This window comes from Phytoactinopolyspora alkaliphila (assembly GCF_010550695.1).
GTDB lineage: Bacteria > Actinomycetota > Actinomycetes > Jiangellales > Jiangellaceae > Phytoactinopolyspora > Phytoactinopolyspora alkaliphila.
The window spans coordinates 81,875-104,697 of the sequence record NZ_JAAGOB010000017.1 but is presented as its reverse complement, the minus strand read 5'-3'; the positions used below and the strand labels follow the sequence as shown (position 1 = coordinate 104,697).

The following is a 22,823-nucleotide window of genomic DNA, read 5'->3' as shown; positions in this document are numbered from 1 at the left end:
TCACCCGCGTCGCCTACGGATTCAAAGACCCTCACGCCCTCATCGCCCTGGCCATGCTCTCCCTCGGCGGCTACCGCCCAGCCCTCCCGGGCCGCTAACCCACGGAAACGTCAGGAGAGCCTCATTTGGGGAAGGGCGGCGTCAGCGCAGTGGCGCCGCCGCGGCCGCGGTGCCGTCCTCGGTGCTGAAGGCAACCAGGACCTCCAGGTCAGCACCGCCGGCATCGCCGTCGAGTGGCACGACGACGCTTGTCTTGCCGCCGGACACCTCGGTGCTCAGCGACCCGACGACGTTCTCGCCGTCCCAGACGAACACGTTCGCCTGGCCCGCGGAACTGGTCCGCAACCGAACCGCCGCTTCGCCGCCCTCGATCGACGCCGACTGGACCCGCAGCGCCTTGTCGCCCAAACCTGGCCCGCCGCCGAGCGGAACGCCGTCCTCAGCAGACTGAGCGATGCTCTGCGGCGAGTTGATGCTCTGGGCCGCCTCGTCGGGCAGGATCGGCTCGACGGGGTCGGGGTCGGACTCGGCCAGGCCCGGCAACGTCAGCAGCCCCCACGCGCCCGGATTGGCCTGGACGCCGCCGAACGTCGACCAGCCGATCCGGGTCTGGCCTGTCTTGTCCTGGGTGTCGGAGTCGTAGACCAGGACGTTGAAGCCCATCCGGTCCGGATCGACGGTGTCGGGCAGGACGTCGTACGGGATCTTCGCCTCGAGCGTGTATCCGTCGTACGGCTCCCGCACGACGGAGGCGACTTCCATGCCCGGCGCGGTGATGTCACCCGGACCCTGGTAGTTGTCGGCGTCGCGCCCGAAGCACGGCGGGTTGCCGTTCTCCGGATCGTCGGTGATCGGGAAGATCCCGGCCTTGAACGCCGTCGAGGCGTTCTCCGATGTGCCGCGCGGATCGATGGTGATCTCCACCGAGTCGGTCCGCCAGTGCCGCTTGCAGTCCTCCTGCGTGAGTTTCGTGCCCAGGGCGTCGTCGGTCACGTCGACATACACGTACAGCGCCTCGTCGGTGAAGCTCACCTTGGCGATCGCCGAGACGTCGTCGGCGCCGACTCGCTGGCCCTCCCAGTGCGTCGAAACGTCGAGCTCCTCGCCGGGGTACTCGCCGTCGCCCGCGACGCCGTCGAGGACTGGCTCGTCGTGAAGGTGCGACGCCTCGCTGGTGGGTACGAGCTCGAGGACGGCGTCCTGGACGTCGGTGGTGTCGCCGACCGTGGTCAGCACTTGGAACGGATAGCCGCCGCCTTCGGCGTTGCTGGAGGTCGGCAGCGAGGTGTCGGTGTTGGTGATCTCGAAGGTGACCGACGTGGTCGCTCCCGCCTCGAGCCCGCTGAAGGTCTGCTCGGCCGGAGTCGCGGCGAAGCCGTCGGCCAGGTCGAGCGTGACCACGCCGCTCACGGCGGCGTCGCTGTTGTTGCTGACATCGACCGTCACCTCGGCGCTACGTCCGGAGCCCACCGAGGTGGTCTGGGTGATGAGATTCTCCAGCCTCGGCAGGTTCTGCTCCTGCGTCCACTCGTTGAACAGCGCGATCTCGGGACGGGCGCTGAGCCGGCCGTTGACCTCGTTGACCGTCTCGACGGCGGTCTCGTTGGTGCCGCTTGCGCCGTCACGGGTGGTGAGAGTGGCGGCGAGGGTGAACCGCCGGCCCACCTCAGCGTCCGAAGCGGGGGTGACGACGACGTCCACCGTCGACTCCTGGCCCGGCTTCAGCGTCTTCGGGGGCTGACCCTGGACGTCCACGGTCCAGCCGTCGGGCGCGTCCACCTGCAGCTGGGACTGGATCAGCGGCTTGCGTGCGGCCTTCATCCGCACCGTGGCATCGAAGGACACGCCCGGCAGCACGGTGAACTCGCCGGTGGTGACGGCCAGCTCGGTGCCGAAGGGCAGGCCACCCTCGATCGGCAGGGCGGCACCCTGCACGGCGGCCGTACTTCCGCTGGCCGGCTCGGGGTACGGCGTGCGGCTGTCGATCAGCGTCATCCAGTCGCAGCCGATCCGCTCCGGGTCGTCGGGCGGCGGCGGGAAGACGGCCCAGCCCTGGCTCACGTACTCCCACTGCGCGCGGCGCTCGAGAAGTGCCCATGTCTCGCCCGCCGCCTCGGAGACCCGGCCCTGCCAGGTGCCGAAGACCCGGTCGGAGGTGTCCCGAGGCTCGTACGGCGTGGTCTCGCACGCCGAACCGAGCACGCCGGAACCGGAGGCTCCGTTCTGCAGGATCCGGCCGGCGGCCCAGGGCTCCAGGCCCTCGTCGGTCAGCTGGTGGGGGAAGGCGTCCGGGTCGGCCGCGGCGTAGTAGGCCTCGACCGCCAGCCGGGCCGCTTCCTGGTGTCCGCCGTGGTTGCCGGGTGTGGGGGAGGGGTTCATCGTGACGATGACCTCCGGGCGGGTGGAACGCACCACCCGGACGACGCGCTCGAGCGTGTCGTCGACGGCCTCGCTGTCCCACGCCATCCGGTGCAGGGGTGAGCTGAGCGTGTAGAAGAGGTCGACCTTGTCGAGGTTGTAGACGTTCTGGATGCCGGCGAATCCGACGGCGCGCCGTTCCTCCGCCTCGCGCAGGAGCCCCAGGTCGGGGCCTTCCTCCAGGCCTACGGCGTTGCCGCCGCCTTCGCCGCGCGTCACGGTGATGACGCCGGTGCGGAGCCCGTCGAACTCGTTCCACTGACCGAACGCGGCGAGAGCGCTCGCCTCGTCGTCCGGGTGGGCGCCGACGAAGAGCACGTCGAGGTCGACGGTGTCGCCGGGGCGCGGCTTGGCGGCGTCGGCGGCGCTGAGCGTGGCGGCAGCCGGGATGGAGGGCGCGCTGAGCGCGGATGTGACGGCGAGCGGCGAGATGAGGAGCGCGGCCGCGGAAGCCGCTGCCAGGCTAGTGGGTAATCGCATGGATCCGTCCTATCGGTGTTGGCTGACGGGGACCTGTGCCTTGCCCGCTGATCATGGGAGGTGCGCCCGTGTCCGGGCCGGTGGGGACGATTTGACCATGATCAACACGCGCGCCGGCGGTCCCCGTGACGTGGCGGCCGCGTGGCTCACTTGACCGCGCCTTCGACCATGCCGCGGATGAAGTGCCGCTGCAGGAACAGGTAGACGATGACGACGGGGAGCGCGACGAGCGTCGCACCCGCGGCCAGCAGGGCCGTCCCCGCGGTGTACTGGCCCTGGAAGAACGCCAGCCCGAGGGGAGCGGTGCGCAGGTTCTCGCTGGTGGCCATCACCAGGGGGATGAGGAACTCGTTCCAGGTCCACATGAAGATCAGCACCAGCATGGTGGTGATCGCCGGACGGCCCATCGGCACCAGCACCCGCCACAGCGTGCGCCAGTGACCGGCGCCGTCCAGCCGGGCGGCCTCCACCACCTCACGGGAGCTCGATCGGAAGTAGGCGCGCATCCAGAACGTCCCGAACGCGACGGACTGCGCCACCTGCGGCATCACGATCGCCACCAGAGTGTTCGTCAGCCCCACCGAGCGCAGGTCGAAGTAGAGGGCGACGACGAGCGCCTCCGCCGGCACCATGATGCCGAGCAGGATCACGTAGAAGATGACTTCGGAACCGCGGAACCGCATGGTGCCGAAGGCGTAGCCGGCCATGATGGAGAACAGCGCGGACAGACCCACCACCAGGACCGCGACTATCGCGCTGGTGCGCATGTAGGAGCCGAACCGGCCCTGCGTCCAGGCGTCGGCGAGGTTGCCGAAGTGCAGGCCGCCGGTGTCGCCGATCCGGTCCGGCGACAGCGCCGTGGAGAGGATGAGCAGCACCGGGTACAGCGCGGCGGCAGCGAACAGGACCAGAATGGCATAGCTGAACAGCCGCTCGGTGCGGGAGATCGTCATCGTTGCCCCCTTTCGGCGCCGATCCGGTTCACCAGGACGGTGACCACGAAGACGATCGCGGTGAGCACCAGCGCCAGCGCTGTGGCCGTGCCGACCTCACCGATCAGGAACGCGTGCCGGTACACCTCGAACGACGGGACGGCAGTCTGCCGGCCCGGGCCACCGCTGGTCATGACGTAGACGAGGTCGAACGTCTTCAGCGCGGCGATGATGGTCAGGGTGAGCGCCACGGCCAGTTCGCCGCGGACCGCGGGCAGGGTGATGGAGAAGAACTCCTGCCGGGCGCGGGCGCCGTCCAGCCGGGCCGCCTCGTAGAGCTCACGCGGGATCTTGGCCATGCCGGCCAGGAACAGTACGAAACACAGGCCGGTGCCGACCCAGGTGCCGACCAGGCCGACGGCCGGCAGCGCCCAGGTGTAGTCGCCCAGCCACGGGCGGGCGAGACCGTCCAGGCCGACCGCACGCAGCACCGAGTTCAGCGGCCCCGTCGGCTCGTAGATCTGGCGCCACGCGATGGCGACGACGACCATCGGGACCACCTGCGGGAGGAAGATCAGAACGCGGAACACACCGAGGCCGCGCATCCGGCCGGCCCGCATCATGGTGGCCGCGAGCATCAGCCCGAGCGACACCGGCACGACGGCGTAGAACACGATCAGGACCAAGGCGTGGATGAACGCGCCGCGCAGTGCCGGATCGCTGAAGACCGCGCTGTAGTTGGACAGGCCCACCCATGTGCTCGATCCCAGCCCGTCCCACTCGTACAGCGAGAAGGTAGCGCTGCGGAACAGGGGCCACCCGATGAACAGGACGAACACCAGGAGCGCTGGCAGGATATACAGATAGGCCAGCTTGCGCGGCTCTCCGGGAGGTCCTCCTCGCCGTTTGGCGGCGCGGCGCCCGGTGGCCGGTTCGCCGTGCGTCTCCCCGGCACCGGCACGGGCCGGCTGCGTGCGCTCCATCACCCTCCTTCATTGCCTGCGTCCTGCAAGGCGAGGACGATGACACTCGCCTTGCAGGACGCAAGAACGTCGATCAGCCGTCGACCTGTGCGGTGTACTCCGACTCCAGGTGCTCGAGGAACTCCTGCGGGCTGCGCTGCTCCGCGAGCAGGTCCTGGATGGCGGCGGTGATCGTGTCGTAGAACGTCTCCGTGGCGTAGTCCAGGTAGGGGACCAGCAGGTTCTCGGCGCCCGCCTGTGCCCAGGCGTCGAAGACCTCGGCCTGCAGACCGTCCACGTCCTGTTGCTCGGCGTCCACCACCGGCAGGTTGCCCGTCTCGGTGATGGTCGCCATCGCGTCGGCGCTGGTGATGAAGTCGATGTAGGCAGCCGCGGCATCCTGGTTCTGGCTGCGCGCCGGGATCGACCAGGGAATGCTGATACCGCCGGTCACCAGGTTCTGTCCGCTCGCCCCGGCGGGAGTCAGAAGGAAGCCCACCTCATCGCCCATCGCGTCGGCGAGGTCGGCGACCAGCCAGGTCCCACCGGTGAAGAACACTCCCTCACCCTGAGCGAAGCTCTGCCAGGCCGAGTCGTAGTCGATGCCGCTGAACCCCTCGACGAAATATCCGGTGTCCACCCAGTCGATGATGGCCTCGGCGGCGGCGACGTTGTCCTCCGAGGTCCACGAGGACCCGGGACGGCCGAAGCCGAGATCGCTGATCGTTTCGGCGTCGACGAACTGGTTCTGCACGAAGCCGTACTGGTGGATTCCCGCCCACGGCTCGGAGTTGCCGAACTGCATGGGCACCTCTCCGGCGTCGAGCGCGGCGTCGAAGGCGGCGATGAGGTCTTCGGTGGTGGCCGGCGGGTCGACGCCGAGTTCGTCCAGCTTGGTCTTGTTGTAGAAGAGCCCGACGATCTCGCCCATCTGCGGCAGGCCGTAGAGATTGCCCTCACCGTAGACGGCACCGTCATCGGAGTACATGGCCAGGGCGCGCACCGATTCGGGGAACCGGTCGAACCAGCCGTATTCCTCGGCGTAGGCGTCCAGGGGCGCCAGCATGCTGGAGGCGACGTACTGCCCCATCTCGGCGCGCCCGTTGTTGGCCTGTACGACGTCCGGGGCGTCGTCGCCGGAGAGGGCGAGCCGCAGCGTCGTGCGCAGGTCGTCGGTGGACCGGGAGACCCGGTCGATGGTGATGTTCGGGTAGGCCTCCTCGAACGCGGCGTTGAGCTCCTCGATCTGCTCCGACTGGCCGCCGCGGACCTCCTGGTCCCACACGGTGAGGACGATGTCACCCATCTCGGCGGGGTCGGTCGCCACGTCCTCGGCGGTGGGCTCCGTGCCGTCGCCGCCGTCGTCCCCGTTGTTGTCGTCGCCCGGCGCGCATGCGGCCAGGACGGCGACGGCGGTGGCGGCCGCGGCGAGCCGGGCCCAGGTTCGTGTCCTTCTCATCTCATGCCCTTTCGTGTAGGTGCTGCGGACTCAGCGTCCGGAGCGGAAACCCAAGGTGGCGATGGCGCGTGACACTTCGGGGACGTCGTAGTCGGGAAGGACATCCTCGAGGAAGGTGTACGCGTCACTCAACGCGGGGTCTCTCGAACCAGTCTCCTTCCACCAGGTGGCGATGTCGCCCCACCCGGGGGCGGCCAGCGCGCCGCCGAAGTGCCGCACCGACAGGGCGGCTCCCAGGTTGGCCAGCCGCAGGCGGTGCTCCACCGGCCAGCCGGCGACACTGCCGGTGATCAGGCCGGCCATGAAGACGTCGCCGGCGCCGGTGGGGTCGAGTGCGTCCACCGGCACCGCGGGCGCGTGGACCATCGAGCCGGTCTCCTGGTCGTGGGCGATGACACCGTCGGAGCCGCAGGTCACGACGGCCAGTGGGACGATCTCGGCCAGTTTGGCGAGTGCGTCCTCGGGCGTGTCGGTACGCGTATAGCTCATCGCCTCCATCGCGTTGGGCGAGAAGGCGTGGCAGCCGTTCAGACTCTCGCGCAGGCGCCCGATGTCCCAGCGGTCCTCCGGGTCCCAGCCGAGGTCGGCGAACAGCAGGCCACCCTGGGCGGCGATCGTGTCCACCCAGGGCTGGCGCTCGTGGCCGAGGTCGATGTACGACGCGCGGGACTGCGGCGCATGGGTGACCAGCCGCGACTGGACCTCGGGGACGTGGCCGTGGGTGACCATGGTCCGGTCCTGCTGGTACACCATGGAGACGGTGACCGGCGAATGCCAGCCGGTGACGTAGCGGGAGTAGGCCAGATCGACGCCCTCCTGGATGCCCAGGGTCTGCCGGCAGTAGTCGCCGTACAGATCTTCGCCGAACGCGGCGGCGAGGCTGGTTCGCAGGCCGAGGCGGGACGCGGCGACGGCCAGATTGGCCACCCCGCCGGGGCCGGAGCCCATGCCGGACGCCCAGACTTCGGTGCCACGCTGGGGCGCCGCTTCGAGCCCGAGGAAGATGATGTCGAAGAAGACGGTTCCGGTGAGGAACACGTCGAACTCAGGATCATCGTCCTTGCGCAGGGCGCTCAGCGGATCGTGCTGCGCGCGGACAGGTGGTCCGGGACGCAACGGGTCTCTCGCGGTGCTGGACACGGTTACCTCGGGTGGGATCAGACATGCCTGTTGTCGTGTTGTAAGAACATAGCGGTCGTGTTCAAAGTTGACAAGAGCTGATCGATGGATACGGCCGTGCACGCTATTCCGGCGTCGTTTTGCGCAGCTTCATTCATCAAGGTGGACAAGTTGAGGAAGTTGATTGATATTGTTCACTCGTGCTCGCACAGCGACGGTATGAGTTGATCATGGAGATCCTTCGCTCCGAAGGTCCCGTGGCGGTCGGTGTCCTTTCCGACCGGCTTGGCGTCAGCCAGGCGACCATCAGGCGCGACCTGAACCGGCTGGAGCGCCTCGAGCTGCTCACCCGGGTGCGCGGGGGAGCGGCCGCCAGCACCTCGCTCGAGGAGCCGTTCGCCGAGGTTGCCACCATTGGACAGGAGGCGCGCGACGCCGTGGCGCGGCGAGCGGCCGGGTTGGTGGAGGACGGCGACGTTCTTCTCCTGGACATCGGTACCACTGTGCATCAGCTCTCCACCCATCTGCACGGACGGTCGGTCACGGTGATGACCGCGAACCTCGCGGTGTACGAGGAGCTGGTGCCCGATCCGGAGATCGAGCTGATCCTCCTGGGCGGTGTCGTGCGCCGCAATTACCGGTCCCTGGTGGGCTTCCTGACCGAGGACTGCCTGCGGCAGGTACGTGCCGGCCGGCTGTTCATGGGCACCAGTGGCGTCCGCCCGGACGGCACGGTCATGGACACCACCGCGATCGAGGTGCCGGTCAAGCGAGCCATGATCAGCTCCGCGGACCAGGTGGTCCTGCTGGCTGACGAATCGAAGTTTCCCGGTGGCGGCTTCGCCACCGTCTGTGCCGCCGACGCGTTGGACGTCGTCGTCACCACCGAGGGTGCCGATTCCGGCACCCTCACGACCTTGCGTGAATCTGGAGTAGAGGTGATCGCCGCATGAGGCTGACGATCCTGGGCGGCGGGGGCTTCCGCGTTCCGCTCGTTCATTCGGCACTGGCCGCCGAGCATTCGGGGGTGGAGTCGATCGTGCTGTACGACACCGACGCCGCCCGGGTGCAGGCCGTGCGGGCGGTGCTCGACGAGACCTCACCGGCCGGCGGGCCACAGGTGATCGTCGAGGACGACCTGGCCGCGGCGTTGAAGGGCACCGACTTCGTGTTCTCCGCGATCCGGGTCGGCGGCCTGCGCGGGCGTACGTGCGACGAGCGGTCGGCGCTGGCCGAAGGCGTCCTCGGGCAGGAGACCACCGGTGCCGGGGGCATCTGCTACGGGCTGCGCACCGTCCCGGTGGCGTTGAACATCGCGGAGACCGTGCGCGAGCACGCGCCCGATGCGTGGGTGATCAACTTCACCAATCCCGCGGGCATGGTGACGGAGGCGATGAGCCGGGTCCTCGGGGACCGGGTGATCGGCATCTGCGACTCGCCCGTGGGACTGTTCCGGCGGGTGGCGCGTGCCCTGAACGTGGAGATGTCCGAGGCGTGGTTCGATTACGCCGGGCTCAATCACCTCGGCTGGCTGCGGCGGGTCCTGGTAGACGGGCGCGACGTGCTGCCGGGCCTTCTCGCCGACGACGACGCCCTGGCCGGCTTCGAGGAGGGGCACCTGTTCGGCGGGCCCTGGCTGCGGACTCTGGGCGCCATCCCGAACGAGTACCTGTATTACTACTACTTCACGCAGGACGCGATCGGCTCCATCCTGGGCGCCCCCGCCACCAGGGGCGAGTTCCTGCTCAAGCAGCAGGAGGGCTTCTACGCGGCCTCCGGCGAGCCCGGCGCGGCAGATCGCTGGAACGAGGTGCGGCGGGAGCGCGAGGCCACGTACATGGCGGAGAGCCGTGAGGCCTCAGGCGCGGGTCACCGGCACGCCGACGACCTCGACGGCGGGGGATACGACCGGGTGGCCCTCGCCTTGATGCGGGCCATCGCCGCTGACGAGCAGGCGACGCTGGTGCTGAACGTGCCGAACCGCTCCGCTGTGCCGGGGTTGGACGCCGACGCTGTGGTCGAGGTCCCGTGCCTGGTGGGACGCAACGGTGCCCACCCCATCGCCGGCAGCGCGCTGGATCCGCACGCGTCCGCTCTGGCGGCCAGCGTGAAGGCCGCCGAACGGGCAGCGATCGAGGCGGCTGTGAGCGGCTCGAAGTCCGGCGCGGTGAAAGCGCTGGCGATCCATCCGCTCGTCGGGTCGGTCAAGACGGCCGAGCGGATCTTGGCGCGAGAACTGGAGGCGCTGCCCGAGCTCCGCTCCGTCCTCACCCACTCCTGACCCGCCCCGCCCCCATGATCATTGACGATCGTGCCCCCGATCGGGGCCACGATCGTCAATGATCATGGGAGTGGGAGTGGGAGTGGGGACGGTCAGGCGAGCCGGTACAGGGTGGGCTGGGCCGAGATCCGGTTGGCGGCGAAGTTGGCCAGCACGAATCGGCGGAACGACGGCCGGAAGGCCATGTTCGGGGCGACGTCGCGCAACCGATCCCAGCGGCAGTGGTTGATGATCCCGTAGTCACGTCGCTCGCCGTCGACGGGCGCCAGCACTCGCGAGTTGTCGAGCCCGGTCTTCACGCTCCACCAGCCCGCCGTGTACTCCCAGACCGGCACCAGCTCGCGTTCGTCCTCACCGAAGAAGAAGTTGAACAGGAAAACGCCCTGCCGGGTGAAGTCGACGTCGCCCATGTTGCGTGGGCTCGCGGCCACGATCTGGAAGGTACGACGCGCGCCCGCGCCGACTCTCTCGGCAAGCTGTGCGTAGCCGGCGTTCTGGCGCAGCTTGGCGGCCGCGTCGGGGGTACTGGTCTCGATCAGGACGACGACGTCGTACCTGGCGCGTTCGAAGCCCGCTGACTCGGCCCGGCGGAGCAACCGGTGGTTCTCCCCGAAGGCCAGGTGGGCGAAGCCGCGGAACACGGTGGCGCGCACTACGTCGTCGTCCCGCTCGAGCGCGGCCGCCAGCGTCTTGGCGTGGGCGATGAGCTGGCGCTGGTTGGCGCTGCCGGGCAGGAACATCGGGCGGCGGTCGATCTCGGCGGCGAGCAGCAGGTAGCCGGACTCGCTCGGCGCCAGCAGGGGAGCCGTCGCCGGGTTCAGGTGTTTGTTGACGATGTGCATCGCGCTTCTCCGTTCTGTGGTGGTTGTCGAATGGGATAGGAGGGCTCAGCGGTAGACGAGTCCAGAGAGCCGGTAGGCCAGCCGACGGCGGAATGCCGGGATGCGCCCCAGCAGGCCGAGGACGACGTTGCGCACGGGCCGTTTCGCGGCACTGGCCGTCGCCAGCTTGGTCAGCCGGTCCGCCAGGCTCACGACCTGCAGCGCCACCGGCCGGCGGGTTGCTCCGTAACTGTCGAGCAGCTCGGGGGAGCCGCCGTCCAGGACCTGACGGAGGGATTCGGCGAGGGAGACCGCGTCGGTGATGCCCGCGTTCATGCCCTGGCCCCCGGCGGGACTGTGCACGTGGGCGGCGTCGCCGGCGAGCAGGATGCGGCCGTTCCGGTAACGGTCGGCGACGCGGTGGTGAACCCGGAACCGCGAACTCCAGACGACCTCGCGCACCTCGGCCCGCTCAGCCTGCGGGCCGCGGGTGTCGAGAAGGTTCTGCACGAAGCTCGCGTCCGGCCGCTGCGGCGCCTCGTCGACAGTTGCGACGACGCGGTGCACACCACCGGGCAGGGGAGCGACCACTACCAGGCCGGCTGGCGAGAAGTACAGGATGACCTCGTCGTCCGGCGCTCCGCCGGTGAGGCGGACGTCAGCCAGGACGAAGGACTCCTGGTAGGTGTCCCCGCTGAATCCGATTCCGGCTTGATCGCGCACGGTGCTGTGCATGCCGTCGGCACCGACGACGTACTGTGCCCGGATCTGCTCTCCGGTGGTGAACGTGACCGTGACGCCGTCGTCGTCCTGCGTGACTGAGCTGGCGGAATACGGGCGCCGGACGGTGACACCAAGGTCCGTGAGGCGGTCAAGCAACGCCGCCTCTGTCTGGGCCTGCGAGATCATCAGCGTGTACGGATACGGGGTGGGCAGCCCGTCGAACGGCACCGGCACCAGGACGCGGTCCCGGTCCCGGATGGTGAATCGGGGTGCGTGGATTCCCTCGGCCACCAGCCGGCCAGTCACGCCGTAGGGTGCGAGCGTCTCCAGGGTGTGGGAGTGGACCACTGCGGCGCGGGATGTGTTGTCACCTTGCCCTTGATTGTCCACGACGGTGACGCTCTGACCTGCCTGGGCGAGTGCGACGGCCGTGGTGAGCCCGGCGGGGCCGGCCCCGATGACGACGACGTCCGATGTGGTGGGGAACATGGCATCCTCCAAGTCAACAGTTGTTGGTCAACGTCTGTTGGCATCACTGTAGGCGGCCTTTCAGGGTGATGTCAACACTTGTAGGCAAACGTTCGTTGGCATATGCTGGGAGCATGCGCAGAACATCGGAAGAGACCAAGGCGATCATCCTCACGTCTGCTCGCGAACGGTTCGCGGCTGACGGCTACGAGCGCAGCACCATCCGGGCGATCGCCGCGGACGCGCGGATCGACCCGTCAATGGTGATGAGGTATTACGGCAGCAAGGAGCAGCTCTTCGCGGCTGCTTCGGACTTCGACCTGAAGCTGCCCGAACTGGCCCGAATGCCGCGTGAGCGGGTGGGCTGGCTGCTCGTCGAGCACTTCCTGGAGCGCTGGGAGAACGACGAGGCGCTCATGGTCTTGTTGCGCACAGGCGTGACCAACGACCGGGTCGCCGAGCGGATGCGCTCCATCTTCGCCGATCAGCTGGGGCCGGTGGTCAACGACCTGGAAGCCGACCCTGCGTCGGCCGGTCGGCGGGCCGGGCTGGCAGCAAGCCAGATCCTCGGGCTCGCCCTCTGCCGTTACGTGCTGTGCTTCCCGCCTGTGGTGGACATGAGCCCGGACGAGATCGTTGAGTGGCTGGGCCCGACCCTTCAGCGCTACCTCACGGGACCCGCCGCGTCCCTCCCATGATCATGGGACTGGGTCAGTCGACCGATCGGGTGCCGGTCAGCTGACAGGCGTCCGCCCAGCGCGCCGGGTCCGGTTGGTGCGCTGGTTTCCCGTGCATCCACTCCTGGCAGTCTTCGATCGTTCGGCCGAGGAGCTGGTGCAGAAGCCGGTCCGGCTGGGCGGTGCAACCCTGCGCGATGCCCTCCACCGCGCACCGCACGGCGGTGGGGCCGGCCTGGCGGCGGAAGCCCCGGGGTGTGGGCGGCAGATCGACGGTGAAGGAGCGAGCCCATGCCTCGGCGTGTGGCACTTGTTCCAGTGCGTGCCGGCTCAGCGCGGAGACGTCGTCGCGGGGCCGGCCGTCGAGCTCGGCGAGCACCTGTTCCGATGCCAGAAGGGCCACGGCGAGCACCCGTTGCCGCCATGCCGCGGCCACCGGCAGCGCCGTCGCGGCGGCGCGGCGGGCGATGATCGCGTCAAGGCGCGGATCGTCGTCGTTCAGGCCGATGACGCTCGGGACCAACGACGCCAGCCTGGGCCGGTACTCGTCGGAGACGACGTCGTTGACCTGGCGCGCGAGCGAAGCCAGGAGGGGATGTGTGCACGCCGGGTGATCGCTCCATTTCTCGCCGGCGAGAAATGAGGCGAATTCCATGAAGCAGGCGCCCTTGCGCGGGCGGCGATGCTTGCCCCGGGACAAGATCGGCAGCTGGTCGGGTGTGGCGACGCTGAACGCGGACATGGAGGCACCCCCGCAAATCATCGGACTCGACCCTTCCCAGTGTCGTCCTTTCCGTCCGCATTCGCCAGTGGATTCGGCGTACTTCGTCCCGATCGCGCAGCGGCGTGCCCGATGATGTGGTGGCGCCCACCTGTGTCGATCATGGGCGGATGCCGCTTCAGAGCGTGTCGTGGGGGCGCTCGTCCATGATCGACCCGGGATTGGGAGTATGCCGGTGTGACGACCTTCTTCCTCGTCCACGGTGGCCTCTGGGAGCCAGGCATGGACGCTCACCGCTTCTGGCATGTGCCCGGCATCGTGACCGGCCTGGAAGAACGCCGCTTCGATGTGCTTGCGCCAGACCGGCCGGTGCAGCCTCCGTCGTGGAGCGCCGAAGCCGAGCACCTGGCCGAGCTGCTGCCGGACCGGCCGGTGACCATGCTGGCGGGGTCCAACGGAACGTCCGCGGCGGTGCGGCTGGCGCTCGCCAATCCGGAACGGTTCGATCGGCTGATCCTGGCCTGGCCGGCCACCGCCGGTCACCCGGAGGTCGACGCCCGTACTCGGAGGTCACTCATCGAGCAGGGCGCGGCGGCGGAGATCGCCGACGCCCTGCTCGCCGGGGAGACGTTGCGGGGTGTGGAGGACGCGGAACTGGCCACCCTGACCAGGCCGGTGGGCCTCCTGCCGGCGGTGCCGGAGGACCCGTTCCACCAGCACCACACGGTTGACTCTCTGGAGGAAGCATTGCCGAACACGGTTCGCCTTCCCGGCACCACCGAGCCGCCACGGCCAGACTTCGGTCAGCAGCTGAACCGTTTCCTGGACGCCGTCACCCTCTTCGCTCGGCCATGAGGGCACCTCCGCACTGGCTGAAACAGCCACGACGATCTTCACGACCTGCCTCGGACCTGCTGGAATCGCCACGACGAGCTTCACGACACGCCCCTTTACCGGCCGGAAGTCGCACGGCGATCATCACGGCCGGCCCACCTGGGGTTTTGTATCGGCCAGAAGTCCCACGATGATCTTCACGGTGGGTGTGGGATGAGCCGTGTTTGAATCGCCCGAAAGAGACGTCGTTTTCTTGCACGACTCGGAACACGATCCTCACGGGCGCGGCAATGTCGGCTGCGGTTCGCACGACGCTGCACACGACCGAGCAGCGGCATGCCTCCGTGGCCCCTCCGCACGCACCTTCGCACGTCGAGGCCCCGGCCACGTCGGCTCCCCTGATCCAGGTTCCGGGACTCCGAAGGCTCGGCTCCGGGACTCGGAAGGCTCGGCTCCGGCACAGATCTAGGCTCCGGGACTCTGCTCACGCGGACCCGGCCCACTTGGGTCGAGCGGCTCGGCGAAATGGCAGGCGCTGGGGTGCAAGCCGGCACGCGGCTCCAGGGCTGGTTCAGCCTCTGCGCACACCTCCTGGGCCTTCCAGCAACGGGTGCGGAAGCGGCAGCCCGACGGCGGATCGGCCGGCGACGGTATGTCGCCGGTCAGGATGATTTCGGTCCTCTCCGGCGCGTCCCATGGGCGGGGCACCGGCACGGAGGAGAGCAGGGCCTGGGTGTACGGATGTGTGGGCCGGTCGAAGATCTCCTCGCGGTCTGCCAACTCCACGATCCGGCCCAGATACATCACCGCGACCCGGGTCGAGATGTGCCGGACGACGGACAGGTCGTGGGCGATGAACAGGTACGTCAGGCCGAGATCGCGCTGCAGATCCTGAAGCAGGTTCAGCACCTGAGCCTGAATGGACACGTCGAGCGCAGAGACGGCCTCGTCGCAGATGATCAGTTTCGGGCGCAGCGCGAGGGCACGGGCCACGCCGATGCGCTGGCGTTGCCCACCGGAGAACTGGTGCGGGTAGCGATCGGCATGGTCCGGGTTGAGGCCCACCCGGGCAAGCAGGTCCTTCACTTCCTCGCGCCACCGCCCGCGCGGCACGACGCCGGGGTGGATCTCCCACGCTTCACGGACGATCTCCTCGACGGTGCGGCGGGGATTGAGCGACGAGTACGGATCCTGGAAGATCATCTGAACGTCGCGCCGCACCGACTGCATGTCGGACGTGGACAATGTCGTGAGTTCGCGTCCGTCGAAGACGACGCTGCCGGAGGCGGCCGTTTCCAGTCCGATGATGGTCCGGGCGATCGTCGACTTCCCCGAACCGGACTCACCGACCAGCCCGAGTGTCTCGCCGGGGCGCACGTCGAACGACACGCCCGCCACCGCCTGCACCTGGGCGACGGTACGCCGCAGCAGAGGCGAGCGGATGGGGAACGTGGTGTGCAGGTCCCGCACCGAGAGCAGCGGCTGGGCCCCCTCACCGGGGCGGAGGACGGGTTCAGACGCGCTCACGGTCATCCGTCAGCACCTCCTCGCGGAAGTGGCAGGCCGCCCGATGGGTACCGGGTCGGCTCTCGACATGCAGCAGATCGGGGTCGTCCTGTACGCAAACATCACGTGCGTAGGGGCACCGCGGGTGGAACGAGCACCCTGGGGGAAGATCGAGCAGGTCGGGCGGCGAGCCCTTGATCGGCGTCAGCCGGTCGGATCGGCCGTCGAGTTCCGGGATCGACGCCATCAGCCCCTTCGTGTACGGGTGCGACGCGTACTCGTACACCTCTCTGATGTCGCCGGTCTCCACCACCCGGCCGGCATACATCATTAGTACCCGGTCCGCAGAACTGGCCACCACGCCCAGGTCGTGGGTGATGAGGATCATGGCCATGCCCTCTTCGCGTTGCAACCGGGTCAGCAGCTTCATCACCTGGGCCTGGACGGTCACGTCGAGCGCGGTGGTGGGCTCGTCGGCGATCAGCAGCGTGGGGTCGAGCGCGAGCGCGATAGCGATCATGATGCGCTGGCGCATCCCGCCGGAGAACTGGTGCGGGAAGTCGTCGACCCGTTGCCGCGCGGCGGGTATCCCCACGCGCTCCATCAGTTCGATCGCGGCCTCGCGCGCCTCTGAGCGGGAGTACCCGCGGTGCCGGCGGAACATCTCACCGATCTGGTAGCCCACCCGGAACACCGGATTCAGGGAACTCAGCGGGTCCTGGAAGACCATGCTCATCTCGGTGCCGCGCAGCTTGCGGACCTCCGCGGGCGGTCGGGTCAGCAGGTCGGCGCCTCGGTAGACGATCCGGCCGCCGACGACGCGGCCCGCCGGTTTCGGCAGGATCCCCATGATGGCCTGGGACGTCACGCTCTTCCCGCTGCCGGACTCGCCGAGGATCGCCAGCGTTTCACCAGGTCGCACATCGAACGACACGCCGTCCACGGCGGTCACGACGCCGGCCCGGGTGCCGAACTCTACCCGCAGATCCCGCACGCTCAGCAGCGGCGCATCCTCATCGGGCGGCGTAGGGGTGCTCATCTGCGAGTCTCCTGGTTCGGGCGACATCAGAGGTTCTTCAGCTTGGGATCGAACCGGTCGCGCAGGGCGTCGCCGAGGATGCCGAACGACACCACCAGGACGGCCAGCGCGATGCCGGGAATCGTGGAGATCCACCATGCGTCGGACAGGTAGTTGCGTCCGTTGGAGATCGTGACACCCCAGCTGGGCGTGCTGGTGGGCGTCCCGAGACCGAGGAAGCTCAACGACGCCTCGGCGAGGATGACGCTGCCGATCTCGACCGTCGCCACCACCAGGATCGGCGCGATGCAGGCGGGGAGGATGCAGCGGCGGATCAGGTGCCAGGTCCGCGCTCCCAGCGTGCGGGTGGCGTCGACGAAGTCGCGGCCCTTCGTCGAGAGCACCTGTGCACGTGCCACCCGGGCGAAGGTCACCCAGTTGGAGATGGCCAGGACGATCACCACATTGACCACGCTCGGGCCCAGCAACGCGGCGATGAAGATCGCCAGCAGGATGGACGGGAAGGTCAGCTGGATGTCGGCCAGGCGCATCAGCACGCCGTCGAGCCAGCCACCGAAGTATCCCGCGCTCACCCCGATGGTGACGCCGATGATCCCCGCCAGGAGCAGAGTGGCGACGCCCACCGCAATAGAGATGCGGGCGCCCTGCAAGATCTGGGCGAGCAGGTCACGTCCGACATCATCGGTGCCGAAGATCGCAAGCGAGCCGTCGCTCAGCCGGGAACCGGGCGGCAGCAGGCGGTCCGGTGTGCTGGTGGCGACGGCGTCGTACCTCACCAGCCACGGACCGAACAATGCCGCGAACACGTAGATGCTGACCACAGTGGCGGAGAACCGGATCCGCCCGGAGCCGGGTCGCTTGCCTCCGGTCTTCCTCGGCGGCGGCGTGGCCGGTGCAGTCGGCCTGGTCAGATCACTGACGACATCACTCATGGGTCACCCAGCCAGCCGAACTCGGGGGTCGAGGTATCCGTAGAGGAGGTCCACGACCAGGTTGGTGAAGACGAAGATCGCGGCGATCAGCAGGATCGCGGCCTGGACCACCCCGTAGTCGCGGTGTGAGATGGATTCGATGAGCACCCGGCCGACGCCCGGCCAGGCGAAGACCGTCTCGACGATCACCGCCCCGCCGAGCAGCGCTCCGAACTGCAGACCGATCACTGTCACCACCGGGATGAGCGCGTTGCGGAGTGCATGTGGGAAGATCACGACGCGTTCGCGGAGCCCCTTGGCGCGGGCTGTTTGCACGTAGCCCTCATGGATCACCTCGAGGAGGCCGCTGCGAGTAAGCCGGACCAAGATCGCCAGGAACGGCAACGCCAGCGTGATCGAGGGCAGCACCAGATGCTGCCAGGTTCCCTGACCGTAACTCGGCAGGATCTGCAGGCCGCGGGCGAAGACCAGGATGAACACGATGCCGACCCAGAAGTTCGGCAGCGACTGGGTGGCCAGAGAGAAGACCGAGATGATCCGGTCGACGACCGAATTGGCTTTGAGCGCCGCGATGATGCCCAGCGGAAATCCGATCACCAGTGCCAGGCCCACGGAGGTGAGCGCCAGCTGTGCGGAGTTCGGCACATGATCGAGCACATGCTGCATGGCGTCGGTGCCGAATCGGAACGACGTGCCGAAGTCCAGCTGAACGACGTCGCGCATGTAGATGGCGTACTGAACCAGCATCGGCTCGTCCAAGCCCATCCGCTCCCGCAAGGCCGCGATCTGGCTTGGATTCGCGTCCGGTCCGAGGAGGATGAGTGCTGGGTCGCCGGGCACCAGGCGCAGCACGAGGAAGATCACCGATACCGCACCCCACAGCACGAAGATCGAGAAGAAGAGCCGCCTGGCGACATAAGCCCCCATCAGGCGCCTCGCCGCGTGGCGATCGGCGCGTCCCGCAGCAGGCCGGCTCCGAGCTCGTCGGCGCAGGCGATGACGGCGGCAGCGAACATTCGCACATCGCCAGTGCGAGAGAGCCGGGCCGGCACGGTCACGGCAACGGCCGCGACAGCGAGCCCGTCGTGGTCGAGCACCGGTGCGGCGACCGAGCGCACGTCCGAGGCATACTCACGATCTTCGACGGCGAAGCCGCGGTCGCGGGTCTGTGCGAGCATGCGAAGCAGGCCGTACGCGTCGGTGACCGTTCGCGGGGTGAAATGCTGGAAGGGAGCGCGAGCCACGTGCCGGTCCACCTCGACGCGGGGGCGATGCGCCAGATACGCCTTGCCGAGCGCGGTCGCGTGCATCGGGACCGCTTCGCCCACGGTATCGGCCGACGGGTACGCCTCCGGGTCTCCGGCCACGGCGGTGAAGGTCATCTGGCCTCCGCGCGGTTGGGCGTAGGAAGCGGTGAGACCGGTGGTCCGTCGCAGTGTGCGCAGGGCGGTCGCCACGACCTGTCCGGGGCCCGAGTCGCCACGTGCGGCGCGTGCCAGGTCCAGCGCACCCAGGCCGATGACGTAGCGGTGCGCCTCGTCGCGGCGGACCAGTCCGTACTCGACGAACGTGGCCAGCATCCGGTGGACCGTGCTCTTGTGCAGGTCGACAGCTCCTGCGATGTCGGTCAGCGTCACGGGATGCCCGCGGCGGCTGAGCTCGGTCAGCACCATCAGGGCACGACTCAGCGATTTCATCGGATCCTCACTCGGTAGGCCCCCTCGGCGGGCGGGATGCCGACGGGCGCGGGAGCCTCCGCCAGCACGTACCATTAACGTTAACGGTATCGTTCATTCATGGACGCTAAAGTAACGCCGCAAGGACTGTCAAGGGTGGATTCGACGGACCTTTCTCAGGGCTCGTCCCGGCAGGATCCGCGCAGGTGAAGCGAGCGTTGCCGATGCTGCAACGGCGTCTTGACAGCACTTTGCGTTAACGTTAATGTTCCGACCATTGTTTAGGCGCCGGCACAAGTTCCGCCGACGCCAGACCCAGGAAAGACGAGGTTGGCCGCGGTGACAGGCACGGATATGAAGAATGACTTGAGAGAAGCGATTGTCGCAGCAGACCCGCGGTTGTCGAGATTTCGGCCGTTGCGCAGGATCCTCGCGCATGACGAATTTAACACCGGCACCCATGGATGGTGTGAGCTCATCGGAAATTACGACGGCCGGGGTGATCTCGGCACGGTGGACGATCACATGCGTGATTTCCGTCCGCCACAGCTGAGCGCGTGCAATTTCTTTGATATCGGCACGCACGGTGCGATGAGCGGTACTTATGCGCTGAAGCTGGCCACCAGGCCGATCACCGGGCACACGGCGGTGGCGATCCGCAGGCTGACGATGAGCGGTCGCGGAAAGGTCCAGATCGAGGCGTACTTCACCTTCAAGACCGAGGCCACGCTGGGTGATGATGCGTCGTTGAACACCTTCGGTGACGTGGCCTGGGATGGGAATCTCCACCCGTCGGAGGCGCAGTTCGGTGCTTTCACGGTGGCCACCGACATCTGTGGCGACGGAGGTCTGCGCTACCACACTGTGGCGCGGTATCAGAACACGGATCTGGACAATCGGCTCACGCGGCGATGGATGTACCCGACAGTACCGGAGCCGACGCCCAGAGAGCATTTCGAGGGTAAGGTGAAGTTGCAGTACGGTGCGGACTTCACTGCGCCCAACCCGGAAGACTGGAAGGCGTTCGGCGAGCCGCAGGAATTGTGTTACAACGAGGTTCCCACCAAGGTCAACTGGCATTATCTGCGTTGGCAGCTGGATACCGAGAAAAGGCGCAACGTCGAGCTGCAGATCAACGATCGTATTATGGACATGAGTCACATTCCGGTGCCTCCTTATGAGGAAAGCTATGACTCGCTGGAGAATTTGCTGAACTTCTATTTCAGTGTACGTACGCACACCTCGGTGCGGAATTTCTTGTTCGTCGATTCGGCCTTGATCTCGGTGGATTGGTAGGAATACGGTATGCGTCAATCGATGACGGCGGTGCTCGAACGCAACACCACGTTCGAGGGGGAGTTCGCCACCGAGCCCTATGAAGCGGCTTGGGCGACTGAGGCACGCTGGTTCGTGCAGATCTTGTCGGCCGGGTCCGATGGCGAAGCAGGCTTGCGCGTGGTGACACAGATTTCGCCGGACGGCATCACATGGTGCGATTATGACGACATTGAACACGTCGCAACCGGTGTCGGGGTCACGAGCTGGCCAGTGCGGGAGTTCGGGCACTGGCTCCGGGTCCGCGGCGAGGTCGACACGGCAGGCGCGGCCGTGACGGCGCGCATCTATCTGGCGGTCAAGAGTTAGAGGTGGGGATGGGCGGGACGCATCGGGTCACCCTCAGAGACATCGCGGTGTCTCTGGGGGTGTCCGTCAATACCGTGTCACGTGCGTTGGCCGGTAAGGACAGTGTCAGTGCCCATACTCGCGCATTGGTGCGAGCCGAGGCGGATCGCCTCGGCTATGTGCCGAACACGCTGGCCCGCTCGCTCGTGCTGGGCTCGGCGATGACGCTCGGGCTGGTGATCACCAACCCGTCGAACCCGTTCTACGCACAACTCATCAGCGGTATCGAGCTTCGGGGCCGTGCCCAGGGCTACTCGTTGCTCCTTCTGGTGACAGATGAGAGCGTGGACAACGAGCGACTGGCCACTGACGCGCTGCTGCAGTCCGCCGTGGACGGCGCGATCGCGGTACCAGTGCAGTCGGAGTCAGACCACTGGAAGCGCCTGCAGGGTCCAGGCATCCCGCTGGTCTTCGTCAACCGCGACATTCCCGAGCACGCGTGCGACTTCGTCGGCATCGACAACGAGCTCGGTGCCTACCAGGCGACCAGCCATGTGATCGGCCAGGGTGCTCGCACGGTGTGGGCGCTGGAGGAAGACCTGCCGATCACCACGATCGAGGGCCGCATCGCCGGCTACCGCCGGGCCATGGCCGACGCCGGCCTCCCGGTCAGCTCCGGAAGTGTGATATCGGTACCTACCCGCAGGTACGAGTCTGCCGCGCTGCCGTGGCAGCCGGAGGAGGCCTACCGGCTGGCGCGAGATCTGGTCCGCCGGTCGGACCGGCCGGATGCGGTGATCACCGGTAACGACTACTTCGCCTTGGGGCTCTACCGTGCTCTGACTGAGCACGGCCTGCAGGTCCCGAGGGACATGCTGGTCGCCGGTTACGGCGACCATCCCTATGCCGGGTACCTCGATCCGCCGCTGACCTCCGTGCACCTGCCCGCCCAGGAGGTGGGCGCCGCGGCCGTCGACCTTCTGCTGGGGCGGATCTCCGGAAGCGACGGATCCGGTGAAGACGCCGCGCCGCACAAGCAAGTGCTGGCACCGCGACTGGTCCCTCGCGAGTCAAGCGTCCCCGGCTGACCGGGCGTCCGGGCCGAGTCCGAGGCTCACCAGCCGCTCGATGCCGGCGCCGCTGATCACCAGCCGCTCCTTACGGTTCTGCAGAAGCCGTTGGGTCCAATCCACGGCACCGCCGTCGGAGACCTCGAAGCGCTCGCCTTTGTAGTGTGCGAAGACCTTGAAACAGAATCCGTCATAGTATCCGCGACCGCTCCGGCGGTCGGGATCGTCGACGATACTCGTCGCCGGAGTATCAGCCAGCGTGGCGCGGACGGCGTCCGAGATCTGCTGTGACTGGCCGGTGAAGTCGGTGAGCCGAACTTCCACGGCGTCCGCACCGGCGGCTTGCAGTGCGTCGACGTGGAACCGGCAGTGCTCGGTGAGGGCGGCCGCCTCGAACCGCCGGCCGCCGGTGCTCCGACCTGCGGTGACCAGGCCGAAGAGGAGGAAGTGGGCGAACAAGGCTGGACCGTCGAACGCCTGGGCGCGAACCACGCGCTGGAATGCGCCCAGGCGCACCCAGTCGGCAGCGCGTCGTTGCTCCTCAGTCAGCGCGCCGCGGCGGACGGCAGCCTCCAAGGCGAGCCCATTGGTGGGGTCCGCGGCGACCTCGGTTCCGCGCATCGTGGTGACGACCTTGTGCTGATCCACCGTGGCGACTGCGGCGTGAGTGCCCAGCGGCGCCAGGGGAGCGAGCTCGACTAGCTCCACCTGTCTCGGCAACGCGGAACAGAGCAGCTGACGACACCGGTCCAGGTCTCCTGGCGAGATTCCGGCCGGACGCACGAACCGGTCTCGCCGGTACTGGCGGAGCAGAGACGCGGGGGAGACGGCGGCGGCACGGCGACGGGAAACCTCCAGCATGAGTGTGGAGAGGTCGCTGCCGCTGAGCCGGTCCGCCAGCACATCGACGATGTCAGGCACACCTGTCTTGGCGACGACCCGGCTCAGGGCCGCCGAGCTGTCGTTGACCATCCGCCGAGTCTGACGGGTCACGAAGCGGCGGGGCAACCGACTTTCCACCTGGGATCGTCGCCGCGCTGGTCAGGTTGAGCAGCGGTACCAGCGCGGCGACGATCACCTGG

Annotated in this window: 22 protein-coding genes; 8 read left to right on the top strand and 14 right to left on the bottom strand. The window is 67.9% G+C overall.

The annotated features are described in order from the left end of the window. On the top strand, nucleotides 1-98 hold a 98-nt coding region (locus G1H11_RS27300), incomplete at its 5' end, for a hypothetical protein (RefSeq protein ID WP_343074912.1). A 43-nt stretch (nucleotides 99-141) separates the two neighbouring features. Here G1H11_RS27300 and G1H11_RS23305 read toward each other — a convergent pair. The 5 genes from G1H11_RS23305 to G1H11_RS23285 all read right to left on the bottom strand — a co-directional run bounded on the left by G1H11_RS23305 (nucleotide 142) and on the right by G1H11_RS23285 (nucleotide 7,391). Further along, entirely contained in the window at nucleotides 142-2,898 is a 2,757-nt protein-coding gene (locus G1H11_RS23305; RefSeq protein ID WP_163821015.1) for a sugar-binding protein, read from the bottom strand. 146 nt (nucleotides 2,899-3,044) lie between these two features. Continuing rightward, nucleotides 3,045-3,851 (bottom strand): carbohydrate ABC transporter permease, encoded by an 807-nt coding sequence (locus G1H11_RS23300; protein WP_163821014.1) that lies wholly within the window; start codon nucleotides 3,849-3,851, stop codon nucleotides 3,045-3,047. Then, complete coding sequence (locus tag G1H11_RS23295) at nucleotides 3,848-4,813, bottom strand: carbohydrate ABC transporter permease (protein WP_163821013.1); 966 nt, start codon at nucleotides 4,811-4,813, stop codon at nucleotides 3,848-3,850. Before G1H11_RS23295 ends, G1H11_RS23300 begins: the two co-directional genes overlap by 4 nt. 73 nt (nucleotides 4,814-4,886) lie before the next feature. After that, entirely contained in the window at nucleotides 4,887-6,251 is a 1,365-nt protein-coding gene (locus G1H11_RS23290; protein WP_163821012.1) for an extracellular solute-binding protein, read from the bottom strand. A 30-nt stretch (nucleotides 6,252-6,281) separates the two neighbouring features. Beyond that, entirely contained in the window at nucleotides 6,282-7,391 is a 1,110-nt protein-coding gene (locus G1H11_RS23285) for a PfkB family carbohydrate kinase (protein ID WP_216844066.1), read from the bottom strand. A gap of 179 nt (nucleotides 7,392-7,570) precedes the next feature. On the opposite strand from G1H11_RS23285, the gene G1H11_RS23280 reads away from it, so the two are divergent. Then, nucleotides 7,571-8,323 carry a DeoR family transcriptional regulator gene (locus G1H11_RS23280; protein WP_163821011.1) on the top strand — a complete coding sequence of 251 codons (753 nt, stop codon included), beginning with the start codon at nucleotides 7,571-7,573 and terminating at the stop codon, nucleotides 8,321-8,323. Continuing rightward, nucleotides 8,320-9,651 (top strand): 6-phospho-beta-glucosidase, encoded by a 1,332-nt coding sequence (locus G1H11_RS23275; protein WP_163821010.1) that lies wholly within the window; start codon nucleotides 8,320-8,322, stop codon nucleotides 9,649-9,651. The genes G1H11_RS23280 and G1H11_RS23275 overlap by 4 nt, the downstream gene beginning before the upstream one ends. A 92-nt stretch (nucleotides 9,652-9,743) precedes the next feature. Here the strand turns inward: G1H11_RS23275 and G1H11_RS23270 are convergent, their stop codons facing one another. Together G1H11_RS23270 and G1H11_RS23265 are read right to left on the bottom strand one after the other, a co-directional pair. Further along, complete coding sequence (locus tag G1H11_RS23270; RefSeq protein ID WP_163821009.1) at nucleotides 9,744-10,493, bottom strand: hypothetical protein; 750 nt, start codon at nucleotides 10,491-10,493, stop codon at nucleotides 9,744-9,746. 45 nt (nucleotides 10,494-10,538) lie between these two features. Further along, on the bottom strand, nucleotides 10,539-11,684 hold the full coding sequence (locus G1H11_RS23265) for an FAD-dependent oxidoreductase (protein WP_163821008.1): 1,146 nt from the start codon (nucleotides 11,682-11,684) through the stop codon (nucleotides 10,539-10,541). A 113-nt stretch (nucleotides 11,685-11,797) separates the two neighbouring features. On the opposite strand from G1H11_RS23265, the gene G1H11_RS23260 reads away from it, so the two are divergent. Further along, on the top strand, nucleotides 11,798-12,361 hold the full coding sequence (locus G1H11_RS23260) for a TetR/AcrR family transcriptional regulator (RefSeq protein ID WP_163821007.1): 564 nt from the start codon (nucleotides 11,798-11,800) through the stop codon (nucleotides 12,359-12,361). Between the two features lie 13 nt (nucleotides 12,362-12,374). On the opposite strand, the gene G1H11_RS23255 is transcribed toward G1H11_RS23260, so the two are convergent. After that, a complete protein-coding gene (locus tag G1H11_RS23255; protein ID WP_216844065.1) occupies nucleotides 12,375-13,082 on the bottom strand; it encodes a hypothetical protein in 708 nt (235 codons plus the stop codon). Nucleotides 13,083-13,298: 216 nt separating this feature from the next. On the opposite strand from G1H11_RS23255, the gene G1H11_RS23250 reads away from it, so the two are divergent. Beyond that, the gene (locus G1H11_RS23250) at nucleotides 13,299-13,916 is read left to right on the top strand and encodes an alpha/beta fold hydrolase (protein ID WP_163821006.1); all 618 of its coding nucleotides are present in this window, start codon (nucleotides 13,299-13,301) and stop codon (nucleotides 13,914-13,916) included. 444 nt (nucleotides 13,917-14,360) lie between these two features. Here G1H11_RS23250 and G1H11_RS23245 read toward each other — a convergent pair whose 3' ends face one another. The 5 genes from G1H11_RS23245 to G1H11_RS23225 are packed head-to-tail and all read right to left on the bottom strand — an operon-like array spanning nucleotide 14,361 to nucleotide 19,069. Further along, nucleotides 14,361-15,428 carry an ABC transporter ATP-binding protein gene (locus tag G1H11_RS23245; protein WP_163821005.1) on the bottom strand — a complete coding sequence of 356 codons (1,068 nt, stop codon included), beginning with the start codon at nucleotides 15,426-15,428 and terminating at the stop codon, nucleotides 14,361-14,363. After that, nucleotides 15,409-16,440: an ABC transporter ATP-binding protein gene (locus G1H11_RS23240; protein ID WP_163821004.1), complete on the bottom strand. Its 1,032-nt coding sequence runs from the start codon at nucleotides 16,438-16,440 to the stop codon at nucleotides 15,409-15,411. Before G1H11_RS23240 ends, G1H11_RS23245 begins: the two co-directional genes overlap by 20 nt. 26 nt (nucleotides 16,441-16,466) lie before the next feature. Beyond that, a complete protein-coding gene (locus G1H11_RS23235) occupies nucleotides 16,467-17,372 on the bottom strand; it encodes an ABC transporter permease (RefSeq protein WP_163821003.1) in 906 nt (301 codons plus the stop codon). Nucleotides 17,373-17,375: 3 nt separating this feature from the next. After that, complete coding sequence (gene nikB / locus G1H11_RS23230; protein WP_163821002.1) at nucleotides 17,376-18,299, bottom strand: nickel ABC transporter permease; 924 nt, start codon at nucleotides 18,297-18,299, stop codon at nucleotides 17,376-17,378. Further along, nucleotides 18,299-19,069 (bottom strand): IclR family transcriptional regulator, encoded by a 771-nt coding sequence (locus tag G1H11_RS23225; RefSeq protein WP_163821001.1) that lies wholly within the window; start codon nucleotides 19,067-19,069, stop codon nucleotides 18,299-18,301. Before G1H11_RS23225 ends, nikB begins: the two co-directional genes overlap by 1 nt. A gap of 309 nt (nucleotides 19,070-19,378) precedes the next feature. Here G1H11_RS23225 and G1H11_RS23220 point away from each other — a divergent pair, with 309 nt between their 5' ends. Genes G1H11_RS23220 through G1H11_RS23210 form a run of 3 tightly spaced genes read left to right on the top strand, consistent with a single transcriptional unit; the run spans nucleotide 19,379 to nucleotide 21,759 of the window. After that, nucleotides 19,379-20,344: a DUF6772 family protein gene (locus G1H11_RS23220; RefSeq protein WP_343074911.1), complete on the top strand. Its 966-nt coding sequence runs from the start codon at nucleotides 19,379-19,381 to the stop codon at nucleotides 20,342-20,344. Nucleotides 20,345-20,353: 9 nt separating this feature from the next. Further along, nucleotides 20,354-20,692, top strand: a complete 339-nt coding sequence (locus G1H11_RS23215; RefSeq protein WP_163821000.1) for a hypothetical protein — start codon at nucleotides 20,354-20,356, stop codon at nucleotides 20,690-20,692. 8 nt (nucleotides 20,693-20,700) lie between these two features. Beyond that, nucleotides 20,701-21,759 (top strand): LacI family DNA-binding transcriptional regulator, encoded by a 1,059-nt coding sequence (locus G1H11_RS23210; protein ID WP_163820999.1) that lies wholly within the window; start codon nucleotides 20,701-20,703, stop codon nucleotides 21,757-21,759. On the opposite strand, the gene G1H11_RS23205 is transcribed toward G1H11_RS23210, so the two are convergent. Beyond that, nucleotides 21,742-22,713, bottom strand: a complete 972-nt coding sequence (locus G1H11_RS23205; protein ID WP_216844063.1) for a hypothetical protein — start codon at nucleotides 22,711-22,713, stop codon at nucleotides 21,742-21,744. The two genes, G1H11_RS23210 and G1H11_RS23205, sit on opposite strands and share 18 nt — an antisense overlap. Between the last annotated feature and the right edge of the window lie 110 nt (nucleotides 22,714-22,823).

Coding starts and splice junctions, on each gene's coding strand:
- G1H11_RS23305 (WP_163821015.1), bottom strand. CDS start 2,898: ATGCGATTACCCACTAGCCTGGCAGCGGCTTCCGCGGCCGCGCTCCTC.
- G1H11_RS23300 (WP_163821014.1), bottom strand. CDS start 3,851: ATGACGATCTCCCGCACCGAGCGGCTGTTCAGCTATGCCATTCTGGTC.
- G1H11_RS23295 (WP_163821013.1), bottom strand. CDS start 4,813: ATGGAGCGCACGCAGCCGGCCCGTGCCGGTGCCGGGGAGACGCACGGC.
- G1H11_RS23290 (WP_163821012.1), bottom strand. CDS start 6,251: ATGAGAAGGACACGAACCTGGGCCCGGCTCGCCGCGGCCGCCACCGCC.
- G1H11_RS23275 (WP_163821010.1), top strand. CDS start 8,320: ATGAGGCTGACGATCCTGGGCGGCGGGGGCTTCCGCGTTCCGCTCGTT.
- G1H11_RS23270 (WP_163821009.1), bottom strand. CDS start 10,493: ATGCACATCGTCAACAAACACCTGAACCCGGCGACGGCTCCCCTGCTG.
- G1H11_RS23265 (WP_163821008.1), bottom strand. CDS start 11,684: ATGTTCCCCACCACATCGGACGTCGTCGTCATCGGGGCCGGCCCCGCC.
- G1H11_RS23260 (WP_163821007.1), top strand. CDS start 11,798: ATGCGCAGAACATCGGAAGAGACCAAGGCGATCATCCTCACGTCTGCT.
- G1H11_RS23255 (WP_216844065.1), bottom strand. CDS start 13,082: ATGTCCGCGTTCAGCGTCGCCACACCCGACCAGCTGCCGATCTTGTCC.
- G1H11_RS23245 (WP_163821005.1), bottom strand. CDS start 15,428: ATGACCGTGAGCGCGTCTGAACCCGTCCTCCGCCCCGGTGAGGGGGCC.
- G1H11_RS23240 (WP_163821004.1), bottom strand. CDS start 16,440: ATGAGCACCCCTACGCCGCCCGATGAGGATGCGCCGCTGCTGAGCGTG.
- G1H11_RS23235 (WP_163821003.1), bottom strand. CDS start 17,372: ATGAGTGATGTCGTCAGTGATCTGACCAGGCCGACTGCACCGGCCACG.
- nikB (WP_163821002.1), bottom strand. CDS start 18,299: ATGGGGGCTTATGTCGCCAGGCGGCTCTTCTTCTCGATCTTCGTGCTG.
- G1H11_RS23225 (WP_163821001.1), bottom strand. CDS start 19,069: ATGAAATCGCTGAGTCGTGCCCTGATGGTGCTGACCGAGCTCAGCCGC.
- G1H11_RS23215 (WP_163821000.1), top strand. CDS start 20,354: ATGCGTCAATCGATGACGGCGGTGCTCGAACGCAACACCACGTTCGAG.
- G1H11_RS23210 (WP_163820999.1), top strand. CDS start 20,701: ATGGGCGGGACGCATCGGGTCACCCTCAGAGACATCGCGGTGTCTCTG.
- G1H11_RS23205 (WP_216844063.1), bottom strand. CDS start 22,713: ATGGTCAACGACAGCTCGGCGGCCCTGAGCCGGGTCGTCGCCAAGACA.